This is a genomic window from Acidovorax sp. IB03 (assembly GCF_016406015.1).
Taxonomy (GTDB): domain Bacteria; phylum Pseudomonadota; class Gammaproteobacteria; order Burkholderiales; family Burkholderiaceae_C; genus Acidovorax; species Acidovorax temperans.
On the sequence record NZ_JAEFCH010000001.1, the window covers coordinates 215,265 to 236,346 of the forward strand.

At 58.7% G+C, this 21,082-nt stretch carries 20 protein-coding genes and 2 tRNA genes; 15 read left to right on the forward strand and 7 right to left on the reverse strand.

Features of this window, described 5'->3' with window-relative positions; translation table 11 throughout:
• Positions 1-41: 41 nt before the first annotated feature.
• On the reverse strand, positions 42-1,058 hold the full coding sequence (locus tag IHV84_RS00960; protein WP_066698848.1) for a serine/threonine-protein kinase: 1,017 nt from the start codon (positions 1,056-1,058) through the stop codon (positions 42-44).
• A gap of 75 nt (positions 1,059-1,133) precedes the next feature.
• On the opposite strand from IHV84_RS00960, the gene IHV84_RS00965 reads away from it, so the two are divergent.
• The 4 genes from IHV84_RS00965 (at position 1,134) to IHV84_RS00980 (ending at position 5,299) form a co-directional block, all read left to right on the forward strand.
• Positions 1,134-2,051 (forward strand): YicC/YloC family endoribonuclease, encoded by a 918-nt coding sequence (locus tag IHV84_RS00965; protein WP_198845447.1) that lies wholly within the window; start codon positions 1,134-1,136, stop codon positions 2,049-2,051.
• Between the two features lie 36 nt (positions 2,052-2,087).
• A complete protein-coding gene (gene gmk, locus IHV84_RS00970) occupies positions 2,088-2,708 on the forward strand; it encodes a guanylate kinase (protein ID WP_044401880.1) in 621 nt (206 codons plus the stop codon).
• A 16-nt stretch (positions 2,709-2,724) separates the two neighbouring features.
• Positions 2,725-2,928 (forward strand): DNA-directed RNA polymerase subunit omega, encoded by a 204-nt coding sequence (gene rpoZ / locus IHV84_RS00975; RefSeq protein ID WP_005794722.1) that lies wholly within the window; start codon positions 2,725-2,727, stop codon positions 2,926-2,928.
• A 94-nt stretch (positions 2,929-3,022) separates the two neighbouring features.
• Positions 3,023-5,299, forward strand: coding sequence for a bifunctional (p)ppGpp synthetase/guanosine-3',5'-bis(diphosphate) 3'-pyrophosphohydrolase (locus IHV84_RS00980; RefSeq protein WP_198845448.1), 2,277 nt, complete (start codon positions 3,023-3,025; stop codon positions 5,297-5,299).
• Positions 5,300-5,343: 44 nt separating this feature from the next.
• Here the strand turns inward: IHV84_RS00980 and greB are convergent, their stop codons facing one another.
• Together greB and IHV84_RS00990 are read right to left on the reverse strand one after the other, a co-directional pair.
• Entirely contained in the window at positions 5,344-5,904 is a 561-nt protein-coding gene (gene greB / locus IHV84_RS00985) for a transcription elongation factor GreB (protein ID WP_044401871.1), read from the reverse strand.
• A gap of 80 nt (positions 5,905-5,984) precedes the next feature.
• Positions 5,985-6,061, reverse strand: a tRNA-Arg gene (locus tag IHV84_RS00990).
• A gap of 409 nt (positions 6,062-6,470) precedes the next feature.
• Here IHV84_RS00990 and IHV84_RS00995 point away from each other — a divergent pair.
• The 8 genes from IHV84_RS00995 to IHV84_RS01030 all read left to right on the forward strand — a co-directional run bounded on the left by IHV84_RS00995 (position 6,471) and on the right by IHV84_RS01030 (position 12,431).
• Positions 6,471-7,802 carry an integrase family protein gene (locus IHV84_RS00995; protein ID WP_198845449.1) on the forward strand — a complete coding sequence of 444 codons (1,332 nt, stop codon included), beginning with the start codon at positions 6,471-6,473 and terminating at the stop codon, positions 7,800-7,802.
• Positions 7,803-7,858: 56 nt separating this feature from the next.
• Positions 7,859-8,137, forward strand: a complete 279-nt coding sequence (locus IHV84_RS01000) for a BrnT family toxin (protein WP_198845450.1) — start codon at positions 7,859-7,861, stop codon at positions 8,135-8,137.
• Positions 8,124-8,405: a BrnA antitoxin family protein gene (locus tag IHV84_RS01005; protein ID WP_198845451.1), complete on the forward strand. Its 282-nt coding sequence runs from the start codon at positions 8,124-8,126 to the stop codon at positions 8,403-8,405. Before IHV84_RS01000 ends, IHV84_RS01005 begins: the two co-directional genes overlap by 14 nt.
• Positions 8,406-8,685: 280 nt before the next feature.
• Positions 8,686-9,405 carry a hypothetical protein gene (locus tag IHV84_RS01010; protein WP_198845452.1) on the forward strand — a complete coding sequence of 240 codons (720 nt, stop codon included), beginning with the start codon at positions 8,686-8,688 and terminating at the stop codon, positions 9,403-9,405.
• A gap of 164 nt (positions 9,406-9,569) precedes the next feature.
• On the forward strand, positions 9,570-9,809 hold the full coding sequence (locus tag IHV84_RS01015) for a DNA-binding protein (protein WP_198845453.1): 240 nt from the start codon (positions 9,570-9,572) through the stop codon (positions 9,807-9,809).
• 3 nt (positions 9,810-9,812) lie between these two features.
• Positions 9,813-10,001, forward strand: a complete 189-nt coding sequence (locus IHV84_RS01020) for a hypothetical protein (protein WP_198845454.1) — start codon at positions 9,813-9,815, stop codon at positions 9,999-10,001.
• 76 nt (positions 10,002-10,077) lie between these two features.
• Complete coding sequence (locus tag IHV84_RS01025; RefSeq protein ID WP_198845455.1) at positions 10,078-10,440, forward strand: hypothetical protein; 363 nt, start codon at positions 10,078-10,080, stop codon at positions 10,438-10,440.
• Positions 10,440-12,431: an AAA family ATPase gene (locus IHV84_RS01030; protein ID WP_233099625.1), complete on the forward strand. Its 1,992-nt coding sequence runs from the start codon at positions 10,440-10,442 to the stop codon at positions 12,429-12,431. Before IHV84_RS01025 ends, IHV84_RS01030 begins: the two co-directional genes overlap by 1 nt.
• Positions 12,432-13,370: 939 nt before the next feature.
• On the opposite strand, the gene IHV84_RS01035 is transcribed toward IHV84_RS01030, so the two are convergent.
• Both IHV84_RS01035 and hrcA read right to left on the reverse strand, forming a co-directional pair.
• Positions 13,371-13,447 (reverse strand) — tRNA-Ile (locus IHV84_RS01035).
• 39 nt (positions 13,448-13,486) lie between these two features.
• Complete coding sequence (gene hrcA / locus IHV84_RS01040) at positions 13,487-14,491, reverse strand: heat-inducible transcriptional repressor HrcA (RefSeq protein ID WP_044399571.1); 1,005 nt, start codon at positions 14,489-14,491, stop codon at positions 13,487-13,489.
• Between the two features lie 28 nt (positions 14,492-14,519).
• Here hrcA and IHV84_RS01045 point away from each other — a divergent pair, with 28 nt between their 5' ends.
• From IHV84_RS01045 to rapZ, 3 genes are read left to right on the forward strand one after another with little or no spacing between them, the layout of a single operon-like run.
• Positions 14,520-15,413, forward strand: coding sequence for an NAD kinase (locus IHV84_RS01045; protein WP_198845456.1), 894 nt, complete (start codon positions 14,520-14,522; stop codon positions 15,411-15,413).
• Positions 15,414-15,415: 2 nt separating this feature from the next.
• On the forward strand, positions 15,416-17,092 hold the full coding sequence (gene recN, locus IHV84_RS01050; RefSeq protein ID WP_198845457.1) for a DNA repair protein RecN: 1,677 nt from the start codon (positions 15,416-15,418) through the stop codon (positions 17,090-17,092).
• Positions 17,082-17,945, forward strand: coding sequence for an RNase adapter RapZ (rapZ, locus tag IHV84_RS01055; RefSeq protein WP_198845458.1), 864 nt, complete (start codon positions 17,082-17,084; stop codon positions 17,943-17,945). Before recN ends, rapZ begins: the two co-directional genes overlap by 11 nt.
• Positions 17,946-18,003: 58 nt before the next feature.
• On the opposite strand, the gene mutY is transcribed toward rapZ, so the two are convergent.
• Both mutY and IHV84_RS01065 read right to left on the reverse strand, forming a co-directional pair.
• On the reverse strand, positions 18,004-19,053 hold the full coding sequence (gene mutY / locus IHV84_RS01060) for an A/G-specific adenine glycosylase (protein WP_198845459.1): 1,050 nt from the start codon (positions 19,051-19,053) through the stop codon (positions 18,004-18,006).
• Entirely contained in the window at positions 19,050-21,017 is a 1,968-nt protein-coding gene (locus IHV84_RS01065) for a dynamin family protein (protein ID WP_198845460.1), read from the reverse strand. Before IHV84_RS01065 ends, mutY begins: the two co-directional genes overlap by 4 nt.
• Between the last annotated feature and the right edge of the window lie 65 nt (positions 21,018-21,082).

Genomic DNA, 21,082 nt, shown 5'->3' on the forward strand with positions numbered 1-21,082 from the left:
TAGGCCGTTTGCCCCAAAGACCCGCTTGGCGTGGATCGTGTTCATTTGGGCTTGGCTCCGATGCCGGTGGCTTCACCCACCTTCTGCACGTTTTTCTTGGTGTCAGACACCAGGGTGTCCAGCTGCAGCCGCATTTTTTCAGCCACCGAGAGCTTGGTGTAGCGGCGCTCCCCCTCCCGGCTCAGTTCCTTTTGCAAGGCAAACACCGACTGCGGGCGCGAGAGCGGGTCCAGCGCCATGCACCATTCCACCACTTCGATCAGGTTGTCCGAGTACACACCGCGCAGCTTGGTCAATGCCAGCGAAAGGCGGTCTTTTTCGATGCGCTGAGGTGCTTCGTTGGGCGGGAAGCCCTGCATGCAGGCATAGATGCAGGCGCCAATGGCGTAGATGTCGGTCCACGGCCCCATCTGTGAATCACGCCGGTACATCTCGGGCGCTGCAAAACCGGGGGTGTACATGGGGCGGATGAAATTGCCTTCCTTGCTCAGCACCTCGCGCGCCGCGCCAAAGTCAATCAGCACAGCCTTGTTGTCATCGGTGATGAAGATGTTGGCAGGCTTGATGTCCAGGTGCAGCATCTTGTGCTGGTGCACGATGCGCAGGCCGCGCAGCACTTCATCAAACAACGAGCGGATGGTGGATTCGCGGAAGACCTTCTGCGTCTTCAGGTCGCGCGCGGTGATGATGAAATCCTGCAGGGTCGCGCCCTCCAGGTAGTTCATCACCATGTAGACGGTTTCGTTCTCGCGGAAAAAGTTGAGCACGCTGACCACAGAGGCGTGCGAAATCTGCGCGAGCGAACGCCCTTCTTCAAAAAAACTCTTGAGCCCCAGGCGGTACAGCGACAGCTTTTCAGGCGGCACCTTGGGCAGCAACTCGCCAGGCGCGCGCGTGGCCAATGACGAAGGGAGGTATTCCTTGATGGCGACCTGCTGGCCTTCGGAATCCACAGCGAGGTACACCACGCCGAAGCCGCCGGAAGAAACCCTGCGCACCACGCGATAGCCACCGAGCAACGTATCTGGTGGCAATGGTGCGGGCTTGATTTTTGACATATTTTGCGAAGATGACTCGGGGGTTAGGCGGAACCCGGATAATCGCCGGATCGCAAGCAACCATCAAAAAGTCCAATGCCAGTTTACAGCATGACCGGATACGCCAGCGCGCAGCAAGGCGCGTCTGCCACTGGCGCTGAAGCCGAGGGCCGCACGCCCCAAAATCGCAGGCTGGGCCTGGAAATCCGTTCGGTCAATAGCCGCTTTCTGGACCTGTCCTTCCGTCTTCCTGACGACCTGCGGGCGCTGGAGCCCACGCTGCGTACCCTGCTCACAGCCCGCCTCAAGCGCGGCAAGGTGGAGGTGCGTGCCGCTATCGAAAACGAAGACAGCAACACCCTGCAAGACCCACCAGCGCGCTTGCTGCAACGCCTCAACACCTTGCAAGACTCCGTCAAGGCTTGGCTGCCCGGCGCTGCACCGCTGAGCGTGGCCGATGCGCTGCGCCTGTGCGCCAACGCCAACACCAGCTCGCACGACTGGAGTGAAGCCGTGCCTGCGCTGGCCGAAGAAGCCCTCACAGCGCTGCTGTCCGCCCGCGAACGCGAAGGCAAGCGCCTGGCCGCCATGGTGCTGGACCGCGCCAAGCAACTGCGCGCGCTGGCCCAGCAAGCGGTGCCGCTGGTGCCGCTACTGGTCGAGCAGCAACGCCAGCGCTTCATGGAGCGCTGGAAGGAAGCCATGGCCCTCACCGATGGCGCCGTCCTGCCCGAGGCCGCCCGCGACCGCGCACTGACTGAAGCCACCGCTTTTGCCATTCGCATCGACGTGGCAGAGGAAATCACGCGGCTGGAGTCGCATCTGGATGAAATAGAACGCCTGCTGAAAAAGGGTGGCGAAGTCGGCAAACGCCTGGACTTCCTCATCCAGGAGTTGCACCGTGAGGCCAACACCCTGGGCTCCAAATCTGCCGCCCTGGACCTCACCCGCATCAGCGTGGACATGAAGGTCCTGATCGAGCAAATGCGCGAGCAAGTGCAAAATATCGAATAACACTCATCTTTTGATAGCGCCTTGCGCTTATCTGCTATGGACTACCCCGGAAATCTCTTTGTAGTTGCGGCCCCCAGCGGTGCTGGCAAATCCAGCCTCGTCAAAGCACTGCTGGAGCTGGACTCTCGCGTCAGCCCCTCCATCTCTCACACCACGCGCGCCCCGCGCGGGCAGGAGAAGCATGGCCGCGAGTACTTTTTTGCGTCGCAGTCAGAATTCGATGCCATGGTGCAGGCCAACGCCTTCGTGGAATGGGCGCATGTGCATGGCAACCGTTACGGCACTTCCAAGAAGGCGATTGAAGAACGCATTGCCCAAGGCGCCGATGTGATTCTGGAGATCGACTTCCAGGGCGCATTGCAGGTCAAGCAGGCGTTCAGCAACGCAGTGCTGGTTTTTATCCTCCCCCCCAGCTGGGAGGAACTCCGCTCGCGCCTGGAACGCCGGGGCGAGGATTCGGCCGAAACCATCGAGCTGCGCCTCAAGAACGCCGCGATCGAGATGGCGCAGGTCGATAAATTCGACTTCGTTATAATCAACGAGTTGTTCGAGAGCGCCCTTTTTGATCTGAAAGCGGTCGTTCACGCCCAGCGACTCAAGTACGCCGCGCAACGCCGCGCCCGTGCAGACACCTTCAAGTCGCTCAATATCACCTGAATCCCGGAGTAAAACGATGGCACGCATCACCGTAGAAGACTGTCTGGAAAAGATCCCCAACCGCTTCCAGCTCGTGTTGGCCGCCACGTACCGCGCTCGCATGCTGAGCCAGGGCCACGCCCCGCGCATCGAAAGCCGCAACAAGCCCGCCGTGACTGCCTTGCGCGAAATCGCTGAAGGTAAGGTTGGCCTGGAAATGCTGAAAAAAGTTCCAGGTTGATTTTTGTCGGGCAATGCCCCCAAATAAGCACCGCTATGCGGTGCTTTTTTTTGCTTCTCCGCCACCCCTCCCACTCCCGCGCTACATTTAAGGCATGACCGCGGTGCTCAACTTACCTTCTGCAACGCAGACCCGACCTGGCGATGCCCAGCCTACAGCCAGCCCGACCGCCGCCGCAGCCAACGCCGCAGCGGCCAGCTTTGCTGCGCTGACGGAAAACCTCAGCTACCTGGACGCCGCCAGCATTGAACAGGTAAGGCAGGCCTATCGCTTCGCTGACGAAGCGCACCTGGGGCAACTGCGCAACAGCGGTGAGCCTTACATCACCCACCCCATTGCCGTGGCGGCGCAATGCGCCGCCTGGAAGCTAGATGCACAGGCCCTGATGGCCGCACTGCTCCACGACGCCATGGAAGACTGCGGCGTGACCAAGGCCGATCTGATTGACCGGTTCGGCGCCCCGGTGGCAGAGCTGGTGGACGGACTGACAAAGCTGGACAAGCTCCAGTTCAACACCCGCGAAGAAAACCAGGCAGAGTCTTTTCGCAAGATGCTGCTGGCGATGGCGCGGGATGTGCGGGTCATCCTCATCAAGCTGGCCGACCGTACGCACAACATGCGCACACTGTCGGACATGCCCCGCAGCAAGTGGGGGCGCATTTCCTCCGAAACGCTTGAGATTTACGCCCCTATTGCTCACCGCCTTGGGCTGAACCAGGCCTACCGCGAATTGCAAGACCTTGCGTTTCGGCATCTGCACCCCTGGCGCTACGCCACCCTCTCAAAGGCGGTCAACAAGTCGCGCAACCGGCGGCGGGATCTGGTGCAAAAGGTACAAGCCGAGGTAGACGCAGCCTTCAATCGCATAGGCATGAAAGTCCGCCTGGCGGGGCGCGAGAAAACGCTGTACGCGATTTATCAAAAAATGCACCTCAAGCACCTGAGCTTTGCCCAGGTGACGGACATCTACGGCTTTCGCGTCATCGTACCCACCATCACGGACTGTTATACCGCACTCGGTGTTTTGCACCAGATGTACAAGCCTGTCCCAGGCAAGTTCAAGGATCACATCGCCATTGCCAAACTCAATGGCTACCAGTCTCTGCACACCACGCTGGTGGGGCCATCTGGAATCAACATCGAATTCCAGATACGCACGGACGAGATGCATGTGATTGCGGAAGCCGGCGTAGCAGCGCACTGGCTCTACAAGGCGCAAGACTCTGACGGCTCATCAGCAGAGCGACTGGGTACCAAATGGCTGCAGTCGCTTTTGGACATCCAGAACGAAACCCGGGATGCCGCGGAGTTCTGGGACCATGTCAAGGTGGATCTCTTCCCGGACGCGGTCTATGTTTTCACACCCAAGAGCCAGATCATGGCATTGCCGCGCGGAGCCACAGTGGTGGATTTCGCGTACGCCATCCACAGCAATGTGGGCGATCGAACCACTGCCGCCAAAATCAACAACGAGCAAGTGCCCTTGCGCACTGAGCTGAAAAATGGGGATGTGGTCGAGATCATCACCACGCCTGTTTCCACACCGAACCCCGCCTGGCTGGGGTTCGTACGCACTGGGCGCGCACGCTCCAAGATACGCCACTACCTCAAAACACTGGCCCACACCGAGTCCGAAAGCCTGGGCGAAAAACTGCTCATCCAGGCAATTCGCGCAGAAGGCCTGGAACAGCTCCCGCCCGACGAAGGCGAAACGCATGCTCTTTGGGAAAAGCTGTTGCGCTTCACTGGCAACCGCAACCGCAGCGAATTGCTGACGGACTTGGGACTGGGCAAACGCATTGCCAGCATCGTGGCCAAGCGGCTGGTGGTACTGCTGGGCGAGCACGGCCATCGTCCCGATGCACTGTTGCTCACGCGCGAGCGGTACACCTCACACGAGACCCTCTCCCAGGGCGCAGTCACGCTGGATGGTAGTGAAAACGCTTCCGTGCAATATGCACCTTGCTGCCGCCCGGTGCCGGGTGATCGCATCGTCGGCTACCTGGGCCGCGGCGAGGGGCTGGTCGTACACAACGCTGATTGCAGTGTGGCCAAGCGCTTGCAGCACAAAGACAGCGAACGCTTCATTGCCGTGGACTGGGCAGACGAACCGACACGCCTGTTCGAAACCGGGGTGGTTGTGACCGTCATCAACGGCAAGGGCGTACTCGCACGGATCGCCCAGGAGTTGGCCAACTCCGAAGCGGACATCACCCATGTGGACATGGATGACGAGGCCGCCCTGGACACCACGGACCTTAGGTTCGTTGTTGCGGTACGTGACCAGGCACATCTGGAGGCGGCTCTGCGGAATTTGCGCCGCACCCAGGCGGTGATTCGCGCCAACAGAATCACGCCGCAAGCGACGTGACTCTGCCCTGCCATCCAGAGCAGCGATGGCAGGAGAGCCACAACTCAAGACTTTACAGGGTCGGGATAGCAGACGGATCTCACCTCCAGCATGCGGGTGCCTGCTGGAGTCGGAAGCGCCACCTCATCCCCCACCCTGGCTTTGAGCAATGCCCGGGCTACGGGCGCAATCCAACTCACCTGCCCCGCGTGACTGTCCGCCTCATCAATGCCCATGATGGTGATGGTTCGATCCACTCCCTCATCATCACAATAGGTCACGGTGGCGCCAAAAAACACCTGATCGCTACCCGCGTGAAGGCTAGGGTCAACCACCTCAGCGATCTCTAGACGCTTTGTCAAAAAGCGGATGCGACGATCAATCTCCCGCAGCCGCTTTTTGCCGTAAAGGTAATCGCCATTCTCGGAACGATCTCCGTTGCTGGCAGCCCAGTGCACTGCCTCGACGACTTTAGGACGCTCGTTGTCAATCAGGTCCAGCAACTCCGCACGAAGGCGTGCGTATCCTGCAGGAGTGATGTAGTTCTTGGCACCTTTGGCCAAGGGAGGCAACGACACCTCGTCATCTTCATCACCATCCGTCTCTTTGGTGAAGGCTTTGCTCATGGCGCATTCATCTCCGAAAAGAATAAAGCGATTGGACAAATGAAAAAGCCTGCAACTTTTCAGTTGCAGGCTTTAAACATTGGTGCGGCTGGCAGGAATCGAACCCACGACCCCTTGGTTCGTAGCCAAGTACTCTATCCAGCTGAGCTACAGCCGCTAAGCTTTGAATTATAGCATAAATTTTTAGAACTTTAAAAATTTATGCAACTTGCTTTTGTCTTCTTAGCGAAGACATCAGCTTCATCGCATGACTGAGATTGTAATACACGCCAGACTGCATTTTTTGAAAAATGCCACTTTTTATGAAAAAGTGGGCTGCATTCGCAGCAGGCCTTTTGGTAGGGCGTGAGGGACTTGAACCCGCGACCAAAGGATTATGAGTCCCACCAAGACCATATTTCACAGCGTTGATTTATGCTGATAGAATCAATACAAATCAACAACTTACGCGCACAGCACTGGACAAACACCCAGCCAAGGCGTTGATTGAAATTCGGCATTTTTCGGCAAATAGTCTTACATCCGCCCTTACATCCTGGCCGATGTAAGACCAAAAGGGGCACCACATGGCAAAGATTGCATTCACTGCTGGCCGGGTATCGGGGTTCAAATGCCCGCCCGACAAGAAACAGGCTTTCATGTGGGATGTGACCGCGCCGGGGCTGGGACTGAGGGCAACGCCAGCCGGGAAACCCGCCTATGTATTCCAGAGCGTGTATCAAGGTAAAGACCTGCGTATCACCATCGGGAGCCCTGCCGCTTGGAGCATTCCAGACGCGCAAGCCAAGGCACGCGAACTGCAACGCCTGATTGATGAAGGCAAAGACCCCCGCGACTTGAAGCGCGAAGCCATCGCCGCAGTGGAAGCCAAGCGCCAGCAAGAACAGGAGCGGGAGCAAGCCGACAAAGTGGCCGCTGTGACCGTGGGCGAGGCATGGGCCGCCTACGTTGCCGAACGCACCCCGCACTGGGGCGACCTTCACCGCAAAGACCATGAGCGCCTGACCCGAGCCGGTGGCGAGACTTCCAAGCGTGGCACCCGTGGGCGTGGCGTGACCATTGCCGGGCCATTGCATCCGCTGCTGGGGCTGGCGCTGCGTGACCTGACAGCACCCGTTATCGAGGCATGGGCCGCACGCGAAGCGCAGACCCGCCCCACTGCCGCCCGGCTGGCGTGGCGACTGCTGAAAGCGTTTTTAGGCTGGTGCGCAGAACAGCCGGAATATGCGCCAGTGCTGCCCAGCGTGAACCCTGCCAAGACAAAGAAAGCACGCGAGGCACTGGGCAAGCCGAAGGCCAAGGATGATTCATTACTGAAAGAACAACTGCCCGCGTGGTTTGCAGCCGTGCGCAGCATCGGTAATCAGACCGTGGCCGCCTACCTGCAAACGCTGCTAATGACTGGTGCCCGCCCTGGTGAAGTGCTGGCGATGCGCTGGGACGACTTGAATATGCAATGGCGGGGCCTGACCATCCGGGACAAGGTAGAGGGAGAGCGCGTTATCCCTTTGACGCCATACGTTCACAACCTGCTGGCCGCCCTGCCCCGCCGCAATGAATTTGTGTTTGCCAGTAGCCGCAACGAAAACACGCCGCTGACCGAGCCCAACCATGCACATGACAAGGCGTGCAAGGTGGCTGCCATTGATGGCCTAACCCTGCATGGCCTGCGCCGCAGCTTTGGCACCTTGTCGGAGTGGCTGGAGGTGCCCGCCGGTGTGGTGGCGCAGATTCAAGGCCACAAGCCAAGCGCAACCGCTGAAAAGCATTACCGCGTGAGGCCGCTTGACCTGCTGCGCGTACACCATGAGCGCATCGAGGCGTGGATTCTGGAACAGGCCGGGATTGTGTTTGATGCCAAGGCCGCACCCGGTACGCTGCGAGTGGTGGCAGCCTGAAATAACGCAACTACAAATAAACCTTGAACTTCAAATAAACGTAGCTACACTAAACCATGAATGTGACGTTCGACCAGGCCAAAGATGCCGCCAATTTGGCAAAGCATGGCGTCTCACTGACCGAGGCAGCAGGCTTTGAATGGGGAACCGCCGTAGTGTGGCCGGACACGCGCCGGGACTATGGCGAGGCCCGCATGGTGGCGCTGGGGTACATCGGCCTGCGCATCATGGCGCTGGTGTTTGTTGACCGGCCCCCAGAGCAGCCGACCGAGCGCCGCATCATCAGTTTGAGAAAGGCCAACAGCCGAGAGGTGAAACGCTATGCCGAAACTTAAATCCGGAACCATCCTGCCTACCCCTGCCGAGGATGCAGCCATTGCCGCCGCTGCGCTGGCAGACCAGGACGCCGCGCCGTTCACTGATGCCGAATGGGAGAAGGTCAAGCCGCAGGTGCGCCGTGGCCGCCCGCTGGGCAGTGGCAGCAAAGCCCAGGTCACGTTGCGGCTGGACGTGGAGGTGCTGGAGAAGTTCAAAGCATCGGGCGATGGCTGGCAAACGCGCATCAATGAGGCCCTGAAAAGCTGGGTGCGGACGCACGCCTGACCGTTTTGCCCCAGCTAGGCAGGGCCGCAATCCTGCTGAAAAGCCAGTCCCCCCGCTGGCCTGCTGGGGCTCCTGACATGGGGTGCATCTGGGGGATGCAACTGTGCAGACGAGCAAACCATACAACAGAGGCCATGCAGATGCGCTGCTAGCGCCGTGCGGCGAGGTAAGCCCTTGGAGAATCGACGATAGGGGTGTGTGGCCTGCCTATAGCGACTACGAGGAGGCGAAAAGGCTGGGCCTTGAATCTGAGCAAAAGTTACTGTCGTGGAAGCCGGTGATGGTGTTCCAAGACGACCAGAATGCGCCAGACTGCAAAGACACGCCTGCGCTGCCGTTCCCGTTTGACGCGAGAGACCTGGCGGCATTCATGCTGGATGGAGTCGGGGCTTTTGTGGCGGACTACTACGGAGACTGGGAGGATGGCCCGGAGACTGAATCCCTGAATGACATTGACCCAAGCAACAACTACGCACGCCGCGCCGTACGCGAAGCATTCGACGCTTACCGTCAGGCAGTCAAGAGCGTTGGAGAACCTGACAACGGGGATACATGGCGCGATGCGATGGTGCGGGAATTGCTGACGCCTAAGGTCGAGCCCGAGCCTGCCGTAGTAGGGGCTGCGCCAGCCCAGCCCCAGGCCGCAGCGCCTGCGCCCGTGGTGGCCGAGAGCGCCAGCAATGCGCCATTGGATGCACCGCAGCCGGTGACAACGGGCGATGTTGCACACGCGTTTGATGGGCTGCGAAGGTGGAATGAGAAGGCATGGAAAGACACGCTAGGAAGCCCGCCAAAGTGGCTTGAGGCTTGTATTGCGTTGCGTGGAGAGCGAGGTAAAAGGGAGACCCGCTGGAACCCTGTTCTTATCGGTGCTGCGCTGGTGCATAACGGTCACGCGAAGGCGAACAGCATCCGCGCAAGGTTCCAGACAAAGCCGCAGCTACAAGACTGGCTGGAAGCGTGGAAAACCTACGAAGCTGACAACTTCGATACGCCTTAAAACACTGTCAGAACCCCGGGGGTGAACCCCGGATTTAATGTGGCAATGCGCCGCTAACCCGCATGGATGCTTGATTCCAGAACCCCGGGGCAATTCGCATAGATACGGGGTTTTCAAAGTTCGCCCATACCTAGCCCGTGCTGCTGGGTTGAAAGCAAACTGCGATGCAAGCCCTTCACAGTATCGAGGCCCGCGAACAAGCGACCGCCCCGAAATTCCCCCCGCTGGCGCATGAAACCCGCCCCGCAGTGGACACCGCCGCCGCTGCCCACTACTTGAACCGCAAGCCGCAAACATTGCGCGGCTGGGCCTGCATGGAAAACGGGCCACTGCGCCCCATCCGCATCAATGGCCGTTTGGCTTGGAACGTGGCAGAGCTTCGCCGCGTGCTGGGGGTGGCTTAAATGATGGCCGCCCCGATTTACCGTCATCCGGACGGCGAAGGCAGCCTTCAATTTGACGCTGCCACTTCCCGCCTGTTTTTGTTCAACGCCGCCGAAGGGCTGAGCGCCTATGCGTTGATTGGCCCGTGGGGCCTGCGCGATGTGGCTGCAAAGCTGCTGGCGCTGGCCGATGAAGTGGAGGCGAAGCAATGAGCGCCGCTATCAATCGCCTGATGCTGGCGCTGTGGTGCGCCGCGCCGTCCCGCTGGTTTCGCAAGGGGGGCCGCCCATGACGACACCAAAAGGAAAAGCCCCCGCACCGACCAAGACGCAAGGGGCTCACGGTGAACAACTTTCGTTTCTGCCGCCCCCGCCATTCTGCCCGACATGGCCCAAGCGTGGAACCCTGGCAGACCGTGCGCTTGGAATGCTGATGGATGGCCGCCTGATTGACCATCCCGAGTTTCAGGACAGCACGCAATCCTGGCGACTGGGAGCCGTGATTTTCACGCTGCGCGCTTTGGGCTGGCCGGTGGAAACCATCGAGGTTCCAAGCCCCACGGAACACAGCCCCGACCGCGTGATTGCCTTGTACCGCCTTGACGGGAAATACACCGCGCAAGCCCTGGCGATGAATGGGGGTGCCGCGTGATGGCAGACACCGCAAAAGCAATCGACGCATTGCACAGCATCCCGCCCGACCTGCCCCGCGATGAATGGGTGCGGGTGGGCATGGCTGCACACGCCGCTGGCCTTGACTTCGACACCTTCGACGCCTGGAGCGCCGGGGCTGGAAATTACGACGCCGCCGCATCCCGCGATGTGTGGAAATCTATCAAGCCGGGCAAGGGTATTGGCCCTGGAACGCTGTACCGCGTGGGCGCAGAGCATGGCTGGCGCATGGGTGAAGGCAAGCCCCAGCAACGCCAGCAGCAAACCCCCAGAAAGGCCACAGAGCCCGCGCGCAAGCCCGCCCCAGGCATGAGCCCTGCCGAGGTGTGGAAACGCTGCGAACCCGCAACCGCTGCGCATCCCTACATCATGGCAAAAGCTGCCGCCGGGGTGCCATTGGATGCCCTGCGCGTGGTGCCTGCTGGTGACCCGCTGCGCATTCAAGGCGAGAGCATGGCCGGGGCGCTGGTGGTGCCCGCCTTTGCGCCTGATGGCAGTTTGCAGAGCCTGCAATGTGTAACTACTGGCGAGACTGCTGCCCGTCTGAAAGCGAAGGGGAAAAAGCCTAAGCTGAACTTGCCCGGCGCAGCGATGGCCGGGGCATCCTTCACCGTGGGCGAGGTGGTGCCCGGTGCGCCCGTGGCTTTGTGCGAGGGTATCGGGCAGGCGTGGGCCTGCTGGCAGGCTACCGGGCATCCTGCCGTGTCGTGCTTTGGCTGGGGCAACGTGGGCAAGGTGGCCGAAGCCCTGCGCAAGCGTGACGCCGCCGCCCGGCTGGTGCTGGTGCCTGATGTGGGCAAGGAAGAAAGCGCAGCAGAAATTGCCCAGGCGCTGCAATGCGCCGTGGCCTACATGCCCCAGGGCGAGGTGCAGAACTTCGACGCAAACGACCTGGCCCAGCGTGACGGGGCCGATGTGCTGGCCGAACTGCTGGAGGCTGCGAGCGAGCCCCCAAAGCCTGCACCCCGTTACAAGCTGCTGGGAGCCGATGAACTGCGCGAACTACCGCCGCTGGCGTGGCGTGTGCGTGGTGTGCTGCCTGCCGTGGGGCTTGCTGCGCTGTATGGGCCGAGCGCATCCGGTAAATCATTCCTGGCCTTTGACATGGCCGCCGCGATTGCCGAGGGGCAACGCTGGTTTGATTGCCGGGTGGAGGCTGCGCCCGTGGTGTATGCCGCGCTGGAAGGTGAAGCCGGGTTCAAGCTGCGCGCCCAGGCATGGGAAGTGAGCCGGGGCCGTGCGCTGCCTGATGGCCTGCGCATGATGCTGCAACCGTTCAAGCTGACCGATGGGCAGGACGTGCTAGACCTTGCCGCCGTGGTGCCTGCCGGGGCTGTGGTGGTGGTGGATACGCTGAACCGCGCTGCACCTACTGCCGACGAAAACAGTAGCCGGGACATGGGCGAGATTCTGGAAGCTGCCAAGACACTGCAAACCCTAACCCGTGGCCTTGTGCTGCTGGTTCACCACACGGGCAAGAACGCCGCTGCCGGGCTGCGTGGGCACAGTTCGCTATTCGCTGCGATGGATGCCGCAATCGAGGTTTCACGCGATGGCGACCGCCGCGAATGGAAGGTGGCGAAATCCAAAGACGGTATTGATGGCGAGGCGCGACCGTTCAAACTGAAAGTGGAAACGCTGGGAGTGGAGGAAACCGGCGAGGCCATTACATCGTGTGTGGTGCTGCGCGACACCGCCGCCCAGGATGTGCGCGCCGTGAAGCTGCCCCAGGGTGGCAATCAAAAGATTGTGCTTACCGCGCTGCGCGCCATGTTCAAGGATGGAATCACGGGCAAGCCGGGAGCCCCTGCACTTGCCAAGTGTGTAGAACTTGAAGCCGCCATTACCTTTGCCGCATCCGCGCTGCTGGTAGCTCCCGACCGCAAGGCAGAGCGCGCCAGAGAGGCAATCACGGGGCTGGTGGCGCGTGGTGTGCTGGGCTGCAATGAGGGGTGGATATGGCAAGCCTGACGCCCCGAAATTCCCCGTTTTCCCTGTTTTCGGGGAATCCCAGGCCCGAAATTCCCCGCCCCCCCTTTAAGGGGGGAGGTTTTCGGGGGACTTTTTCCGGAGGGGAGGTTTTGGCAAAGGCTTGCAACCCCGAATACACGACGCTGGGCACCGCATAGCCTTGGAGCAACCGCCGGGCAGTTAACGCAAAACCTGTCATCACGACAAAAGAAGTTTTCCGAACAGTACGCGCGTGCGCGTACAGCAGCGCGACCAGTCCAACGGTGGTTAACAGACTGGTTACCACCGAAACCGATATTCCAGCCGGTTCGGCGCGCCATGCTAAGCTGAGATGGCTTGTTGCCACCACCTGGCAGCCTCTCTCGAAGAGTCCGGGTGCGTAGTTAGTCCAGCGATGGGCTAAGTTACCAACGGCCACGAAGGGGGCTCCAGTCACTGGGCGGGTACGTGTAGGCCAGTGGCCGTAGGCTGAGTCGCATCTCTCCCGGCATTCAGCGCATCCCCCTTCACCCTCAGTTTTCTTCCGAACCTGCTGTGCCTGCGCTGGCAGCTTGGCACCCATCATCTGCTCCAAATCACGCCTGAGACTTCCCTCCCTGGCATGGTAAGGACGTGGGCAGGTTTCAGGGGCTCCAGCGGGGAGCGTACCAGTTCAGCGCACCAGCCCAACCTTGTGTAAACCTTGGGGGAACCTTGACACAACCTTGCCTAAACCTTCCCATGACCTTCCACGGAAATAGTCAGCTTTTCTGCCGTGCAGCGCAGAGCTAGTGACTAGCCTTGTTCAGACCGAAGCCCCCGCCGCGGGGCTTTTTTGTTGCTGGTGTATGGCTGGTGCTTTGGGCTCGATTCCCGAAATCGTCTTACATCCGCCCTTACATCGGGCGGGAAAGAAAAAACCCCACTACCAAATTGATAGCGGGGTTTCCTTTATTTACTTGGTAGGGCGTGAGGGACTTGAACCCGCGACCAAAGGATTATGAGTCCTCTGCTCTAACCAACTGAGCTAACGCCCCAAACCAGCCTGCTTCTCAGGACGACGGATTGTAAGGCGTTTATTTGCGGTAACTGAGCGCGTTGGAAACCAGCTTGGAAGTGATGTCCACGATCTGGATCATCTTGTCGTACGGCATGCGCGTCGGGCCGATCACCCCCAACGTTCCGACAACTTTGCCATCGACCTCATAAGGAGCGCTGACCACTGACAGCTCCTCGAAAGGAACCACCTGACTCTCGCCCCCAATGTAGATGCGCACGCCTTCGGCCTGGCTCGAGATATCGAGCAAGCGCAGGATTTGCGTCTTTTGCTCAAAGAGATCAAACGCCCGGCGAAGGTTCCCCATGTCACTGGAAAAATCGCTCACTGACAACAGATTCCGCTCCCCTGAAATCACGACTTCATCCTGGGCTTGCGATAACGCCTCAGAACTCACGTTGACCGCAGCCTGCATCAAAGAGGCGATCTCGCCTCTCAACAAATCCACCTCCGACTTCAAGCGCTCCCTGACCTGCTCCATTTCCAAACCTGCATAGTGCGCGTTGAGAAAGTTGGCAGCTTCGACAAGCTGGGATTGCGAATAGTCGGAATCAGTGAAGATGACCCGATTTTGAACATCGCCCTCAGGCGAAACGATGATCACCAAAAACCGGCGTTCTGACAGTCTCAAGAACTCTATGTGACGAAATACCGAACTGCGGCGGGGTGCCATGACCACACCGACAAACTGAGACAGACTGGACAGAAGATGAGCCGCATTCGCGATCACTTTTTGCGGCTGCTCGGGCATCAATTGCGGAGCCTCCAGCCCGTCCCGCTGCACCGTCAACATGGTGTCCACGAACAAGCGGTAGCCTCGGGCTGTAGGTACACGCCCTGCCGAGGTGTGGGGACTTGCAATAAGCCCCAACTCTTCCAAGTCCGCCATCACATTGCGGATGGTGGCAGGAGACAAATCCAGCCCGGAGGCCCGAGAAAGCGTGCGTGAGCCTACGGGCTGGCCGTCTGCGATGTAGCGCTCAACCAGCGCTTTGAGCAACAACTTGGCACGGTCATCGAGCATGGTTTGATTTTAATGATGTAATTTCCAAATGACTCTGAAATTCCGTCGTGTCGCGCTCATCGGCAAATACCAACCCTCTGCGGCTCCAGGCATGTCCGAGAGCAGCTTGCTGGCCCTTGAGAAGATTGCTGACTTCATGACGAACTTGGGCTGCGAGGTAATGCTGGAAGCAGAGACAGCGCAGAACACTGGGCTTACAGAATTTCCATCAATTCAAGTGGAGGAAATGGCCACTTGCGACGTGGGGCTGGTGGTCGGCGGGGACGGCACGATGCTGGGCATCGCACGTAGGCTGGCACGCCATGGGGTACCGCTCATTGGCATCAATCAAGGCAGATTGGGCTTCATCACCGACATCCCTTTTGAAGCGTACCAGACTACCTTGGGCCCCATGTTGCGTGGCGAATATGAGGAAGACTCAAGACCCCTCATGCATGCACGCGTGATGAGAGGCGAAGAGGTGGTATTCGAAGCGTTCGCCATGAATGATGTGGTGGTCAATCGCGGCGGAACATCGGGGATGGTGGAGTTGCGTGTTGAAGTGGGGGGCAGATTTGTCTCGAACCAGAGAGCGGACGGATTGATCATCGCCTCGCCGACAGGGTCCACTGCATATTCACTGTCCGCAGGGGGACCCATGCTGCACCCCGCTATTCCAGGTTGGGTTTTGGTTCCCATCGCACCGCACACACTCTCCAACCGCCCGATCGTTCTTTCGGACGCGACAGAAGTCGCCGTGGAGGTGGTCAGTGGGCGGGACGCCAGTGCCAACTTTGACATGCAATCTTTAGCGTCACTTCAGCATGGCGACCGAATCTTGGTGCGACGCTCAGAGCACTGTGTGCGCTTCCTCCACCCTGCTGGTTGGAATTACTTTGCGACCTTGCGGCGAAAGCTCCGCTGGAATGAGGGGGGGTCCTGAGCATGGCGCTCAAGCGCATGGTGCTACGCGATTTCGTGATCGTGGAGTCACTAGACCTCGAATTGCAACCTGGTTTTACCGTTCTGACAGGAGAAACAGGGGCAGGTAAATCCATTTTGATCGATGCACTTCAGATCGTGCTGGGCGCACGGGCTGATACCAGCGTTGTACGGGAGGGCGCAGCCAAAGCCGATATCTGCGCGGAGTTCGATGTTCCTGACCACGTTACACCATGGTTGGAAGAAGCAGGCATTGATGCGGAGGCTGCGATACTTTTGCGGCGTACCGTAGACAACCAAGGTAAAAGCCGTGCCTGGATCAACGGAGTGCCGGTGACAGCAACTCAGTTGAGATCTCTGGGTGAGCAGTTGTTGGACATCCATGGTCAGCATGCTTGGCAGAGCTTGACTCGCCCAGAATCAGTACGCAATCTGCTGGATGCATACGCAGGAACCAATCCAACCGACACCATGGCACGTTGGACCCAATGGCGACAAGCGCAAAAGGCTCTACAGCAAGCTCGCGACGCACAGGCGACTCTGCAGCAAGAACGTGACCGGCTTCAGTGGCAAATTGCCGAACTGGAAAAGCTGGCACCACAAAGAGATGAGTGGGAGGAGCTGGACTCGGCCCATCGGCGATTGTCCAACGCCAATGCACTGATTGAGGCGGCACAACGTGTCCTTCGAATATTGGAAGACGAAGACAACGGCGCCCTGGATCAGTTGTCTCAAGCCCATACGGCGCTACAGAACCAGGAACATGTTGAAGCGGATTTCAGCGCGATGTCGGATGTACTGTCGTCTTGCCTGGCGCAAGCCGGTGACGTCGCTCACTCCCTGCACAGCTATTTACGCAGAACAGAAGTAGACCCAGAACGACTAGCAGAGTTGGACACTCGAATTTCCCTGTGGCTGAACTTGGCGCGTAAATACAAGCGTCCACCTGCCGACTTGCCGCTGCTGCTGCAGGAGTGGAAACAGTCACTGCAGCAACTCGATGCTTCAAGGGATATTGAAGCATTGACTGCAAAGGCCGATTCGAGCGAACGCGCTTACCACGCGGCAGCAAGAGCCTTGTCGGTGCAACGGTCAAAAGCAGCACCACGATTGTCCTCATCCATCACCAAGGCCATGCACGGCCTTGGAATGCAAGGAGGAAAGTTTGAGGTTGAGATCAAAAAATTGACTGAACCTGCATCGCATGGGCTGGATGAAATCTCCTTCTTGGTCTCAGGGCACCCCGGTGCAACGCCTAAGCCAATAGGCAAGGTGGCTTCGGGGGGGGAGTTGTCTCGCATATCCCTGGCGATTGCAGTCACAACGAGCGAGCTGGGACGTGCCCCTACCCTGATATTTGATGAAGTGGACTCCGGGGTGGGCGGCGCCGTTGCAGAAACGGTCGGGCGGTTAATGCAACAGCTTGGTGCAGATCGGCAGGTTCTAGCCGTCACCCACCTACCTCAAGTTGCATCCTGTGCACACCACCACTTGCAAGTGTCCAAACTGCGGTCCAAAGCAGGTACGACCAGCACCGTGCAAAGCATGACCGGCAGCGCTCGGGTCGCTGAGATTGCAAGAATGCTAGGCGGAGAACGCCCAACACAAACGAGCCTGGCCCATGCAAAGGAAATGCTGGAGGTTGCCGGGTCTGAACGCGGGGACAGCAATGGCACTTGAAATCGTATTGATCACGGGTATGTCTGGCTCAGGCAAGTCGGTTGCCCTGCATGCAATGGAAGATGCTGGTTACTACTGCGTGGACAATCTCCCACCTGAGTTACTCGCTGCATTCGTGGATCTTGAACACAAGCACCATGGCAACCGTGTAGCGATTGCCATGGATGTGCGCAGCGCCACCTCACTACCCCAGGTCCCCAAAGAACTCGACCGTCTCAAGTCACAAGGCATCGTCGTCCAGTCGCTTTTTCTCGATGCCACCACAGGCACATTGATTCGTCGATTTTCGGAAACGAGACGGCGTCATCCGCTATCCAACGACGAGTTGCTGCAAGGACGCCAAGCCTTGGTTCAAATCATTGAACTTGAACGAGAGCTTCTTGCAGACCTTCGCGAGCAGTCTCACGTGATCGACACCAGCCACATCAGGTCGTCACAACTTCAAAGCTATGTGAAAGGACTGCTGTCGGTTGCCGCAGGAGGAATGACGCTGGTATTCCAGTCTTTTGCGTTCAAGCGGGGAATTCCCGTAGATGCCGATTACGTGTTCGACGTGCGGATGCTACCCAACCCACACTACGAAAGCTCCCTGAGAGATTTGACCGGCTTGGATGCGCCTGTGGCAGAGTTTTTGGCACAACAGCCAGAGGTAGTCACCATGGAACAGCACATTGAGCAATTCATGGCCTATTGGCTGGATGTGCTTGAGCAGACCCACCGAAGCTACGTCACGGTGGCCATCGGTTGCACTGGTGGACAACACCGATCCGTCTACTTGGTAGAACAATTGGCACGTCGTTTCGAGCAACGTTGGAAAGTCCTCCGGCGCCATAGAGAGATGGATGGTCGCTAGACAGGCACTGTCATGCCCTGGATTCCCATATCAGGCGTCGTTGAATGCTGCAGCGGCCTTATGCCAAGTCCTCAAGGATCTTGCGCATGGGTGCAGGTAGCCCGGCTTGTGGCCATTCCGTTGCCTGGAACCACCGCCCAGTCTCGCTAGGCCGGCACTCGTGATCCACCGCTATTGCCAGAGGATGAAGATGCAAGTCACGATGGGTTAGCACATGTAAAAAAGCAGCGTGCTCACGCAGCGAAGCCAAAGGTGCGATTGCGGCAGCTGCATTGGCTGCGGTCTCACGATCAGGAAAAATCGGCGCGCATTGCAAGCTCGCCCATATGCCAGTGGATGGGCGAGTTTCAAGCCAAACGGCTCCATCCAACCGTATGAGCAAGAGCAACCACCAAGACTCCGACCTGCGGACTAGCTTTCGTGTTTTGACGGGGTACCGCTCTGGAGCGCCTTCCTTCTGTGCCACGCACACGCCCATCAAAGGGCAAATCAGACATTGTGGAGTTTTAGGGGTGCACACCCCCGCACCCAAGTCCATCATCCCCTGGGTGTAGCGTGGCATTGCTGCAGCAAGGTCAGAGACGGGAAGCAAGGCCTCTGCATGCTCCCAAAGCGCTCGTTCATTCTTGGCTACCGCCACATCACCATCGAATCCGACCACTCGGGTCAATACACGACGTACATTGGCATCGAGAATCGGTACTCGCTGGGAGAAACAAAATGCGGCAATCGCTCCTGCGGTGGAGCGACCGATTCCCGGCAACTTCGCCAAGAGTTCAGCGGACGAAGGGAAAACCCCGCCGTGCTCAGCAACAACCAGCTGCGCGCACCGATGCAAATTTCGGGCACGACTGTAATAACCCAGGCCGCTCCACAGACCCAGCACCTCATCCTGTGAAGCGCTGGCAAGTGCGTGCACATCCGGGAATCGTTCCAGAAAACGTGCGTAGTAACCCAACACGGTGCTCACCTGGGTTTGCTGCAGCATGATTTCCGACAGCCAAACCCTGTAGGGGTCGCGGGTCTGCTGCCAGGGGAGATGACTGCGTCCATGACTCGCCTGCCACCGCACAACCCGAGTGGCTACGGACTCCAAAGACTCGCTCATGCCAACAGAAAGTCCACGGGCGTATCTTTTTGGGAAGACTCTTGTTCTGGTAGCTCGATCAACTGCGAAGTCAGCTCTTGCAACCGCTGCTCCAGTTGAATCAGTTCATCTTCACCCGCCTCAATTTCGGCAATACGCTCGACCAGGCCGCTTGCAGCCTGTTGAATGCGGTCTACCGCCTCAATGCGTCGCGAAAAACTACGACGACGCTCCCTCAATTGCGCATCCAGCTGCGCCGTTGCAGACTTACTCCACAGCTCCAGATCATTGGCAGCAGACTCGTAGACGGTACGCAGGCGGGTTCCCAAAGCACGCACCAGGCGCTCAGAGAACTCTGGCTGAGCGAGTTTCAGTGCATTGCTGACGCCCAGATATTGCAGGTGGCTCTGCTCAATATGAGCCAAATCCTGCAAAAAATGCTCCAACTGTGGCGCTGGTGGAACCTGTAGAGAAAATCCAAACTCTGCGTTCAACTGACGAAAGGTGCCAGCGAGCATGGCCTGGATCTCCACGCCAGAAGCTTGAGCCTTATCGACAGTGCCTTTGAGCTTGTCAAAGGTCTCCAGGTAGATTTTTCGCACTCCGAGCTTCAAGCCCTTTTGCTGCAGCAATTTGGACAGTTCCGTAAGTTCAGTCTTGAGCGCTTTGGAGCCCAGCTGCTGAAAGACTTCGCGCAACAGTTTGAGGTGAACCGCACGAACTGCCTGAATCTTCGCGGCACTGCGGTCAAACTCCTCCTGCTCCTGCTCAATCCGATGGCGCATGCTCTCGATGACAGAAGCATTCTTCCCACGCAGACTCCGCAACTCAGCCATCTGATCATCGAGATCGCGACGCCGGATGTTGATGACGCGGGATGTTTCGGCTCGCAGATTGGCAACACCGGTAGCAACGGCGGCCCGCAAAATCGCTTGGCGGCGTCCCATCACACCCTGTGCCAGGACATCCTCAAGCGCCGGCAGGCCACTGGACTCCAGCAATACATCGTCGCAGGCAATTTTTGCGACCAAGCCCTTCTGAGCCGAAACAGGTACCACCTGCTCCAAAGGGATGCCCAACATCTCGGCAGAGGTCCGGCACTGCCTGCCCAATTGGGCTTGAACCTGCTCAGGCGAGTTCAGCGAGTCCCAGAGCGTATCAATCTTGTTCAGAACCACCAACCGCGCATCCATGCTGTCCGTGGAGGTCGCTAGGTGTTCTCGCCATATTGAGAGATCCGAGCGAGTGACACCCGTATCTGCACTCAAAATAAACACTACCGCGTGGGCCTGCGGAATGAGATTCACCGTAAGTTCTGGCTCCGCGCCCACGGCGTTCAATCCAGGAGTATCCAGTATCACCAAGCCCTGCTTGAGCAGGGGATGTGGAATATTGATCAGCGCATGGCGCCACATGGGCACTTCAACCAAACCGTCAACATCTGGAACTGGGTTCTCGTCCGTGAGATCGTCATGCCAGAAACCCAAAGCACGGGCATCCTCAATGGAAACCCGCCGAATTTCAGATACCTTTTCCAAGGCTTTCGCAATTTGGTCCGCGTTGTTCACGTCCAATGCGATCTCCACCCAACGCTCAGGCTTCAGACGCCAATCTGCCAAACCTTGCATTTGAAGGCGCGTTTCAATGGGAAGCAGCCGAAGGCTCGGAGGCAGTGCTGAGTCGTAACCCAGCTCGGTTGGACACATCGTCGTGCGTCCAGCACTGGCAGGCATGATGCGCCGCCCATAATCGGCGAAGAAAATCGCGTTGATGAGCTCCGACTTACCTCGAGAAAACTCAGCGACAAACGCAACCATGACTTTGTCTGTGCGCACCTGTCCTTCAAGGCGCTGCAGTCGCTCTTGGACTGCTGCGTCCATAAGGTCATGGTTCGACATCCACTCTGCAAGTTGCTTGAGCTGCTGTGCAAAGGCGCGACGCCACGCGCCATGCTGGTCGAACTGTTCGTTGAATGAGGGTCCCACTTTGCTCCCGGAATGCAATGGTCGGTCTGCAAGCAGACATAAACAAAATATAGCACTGACCGTCC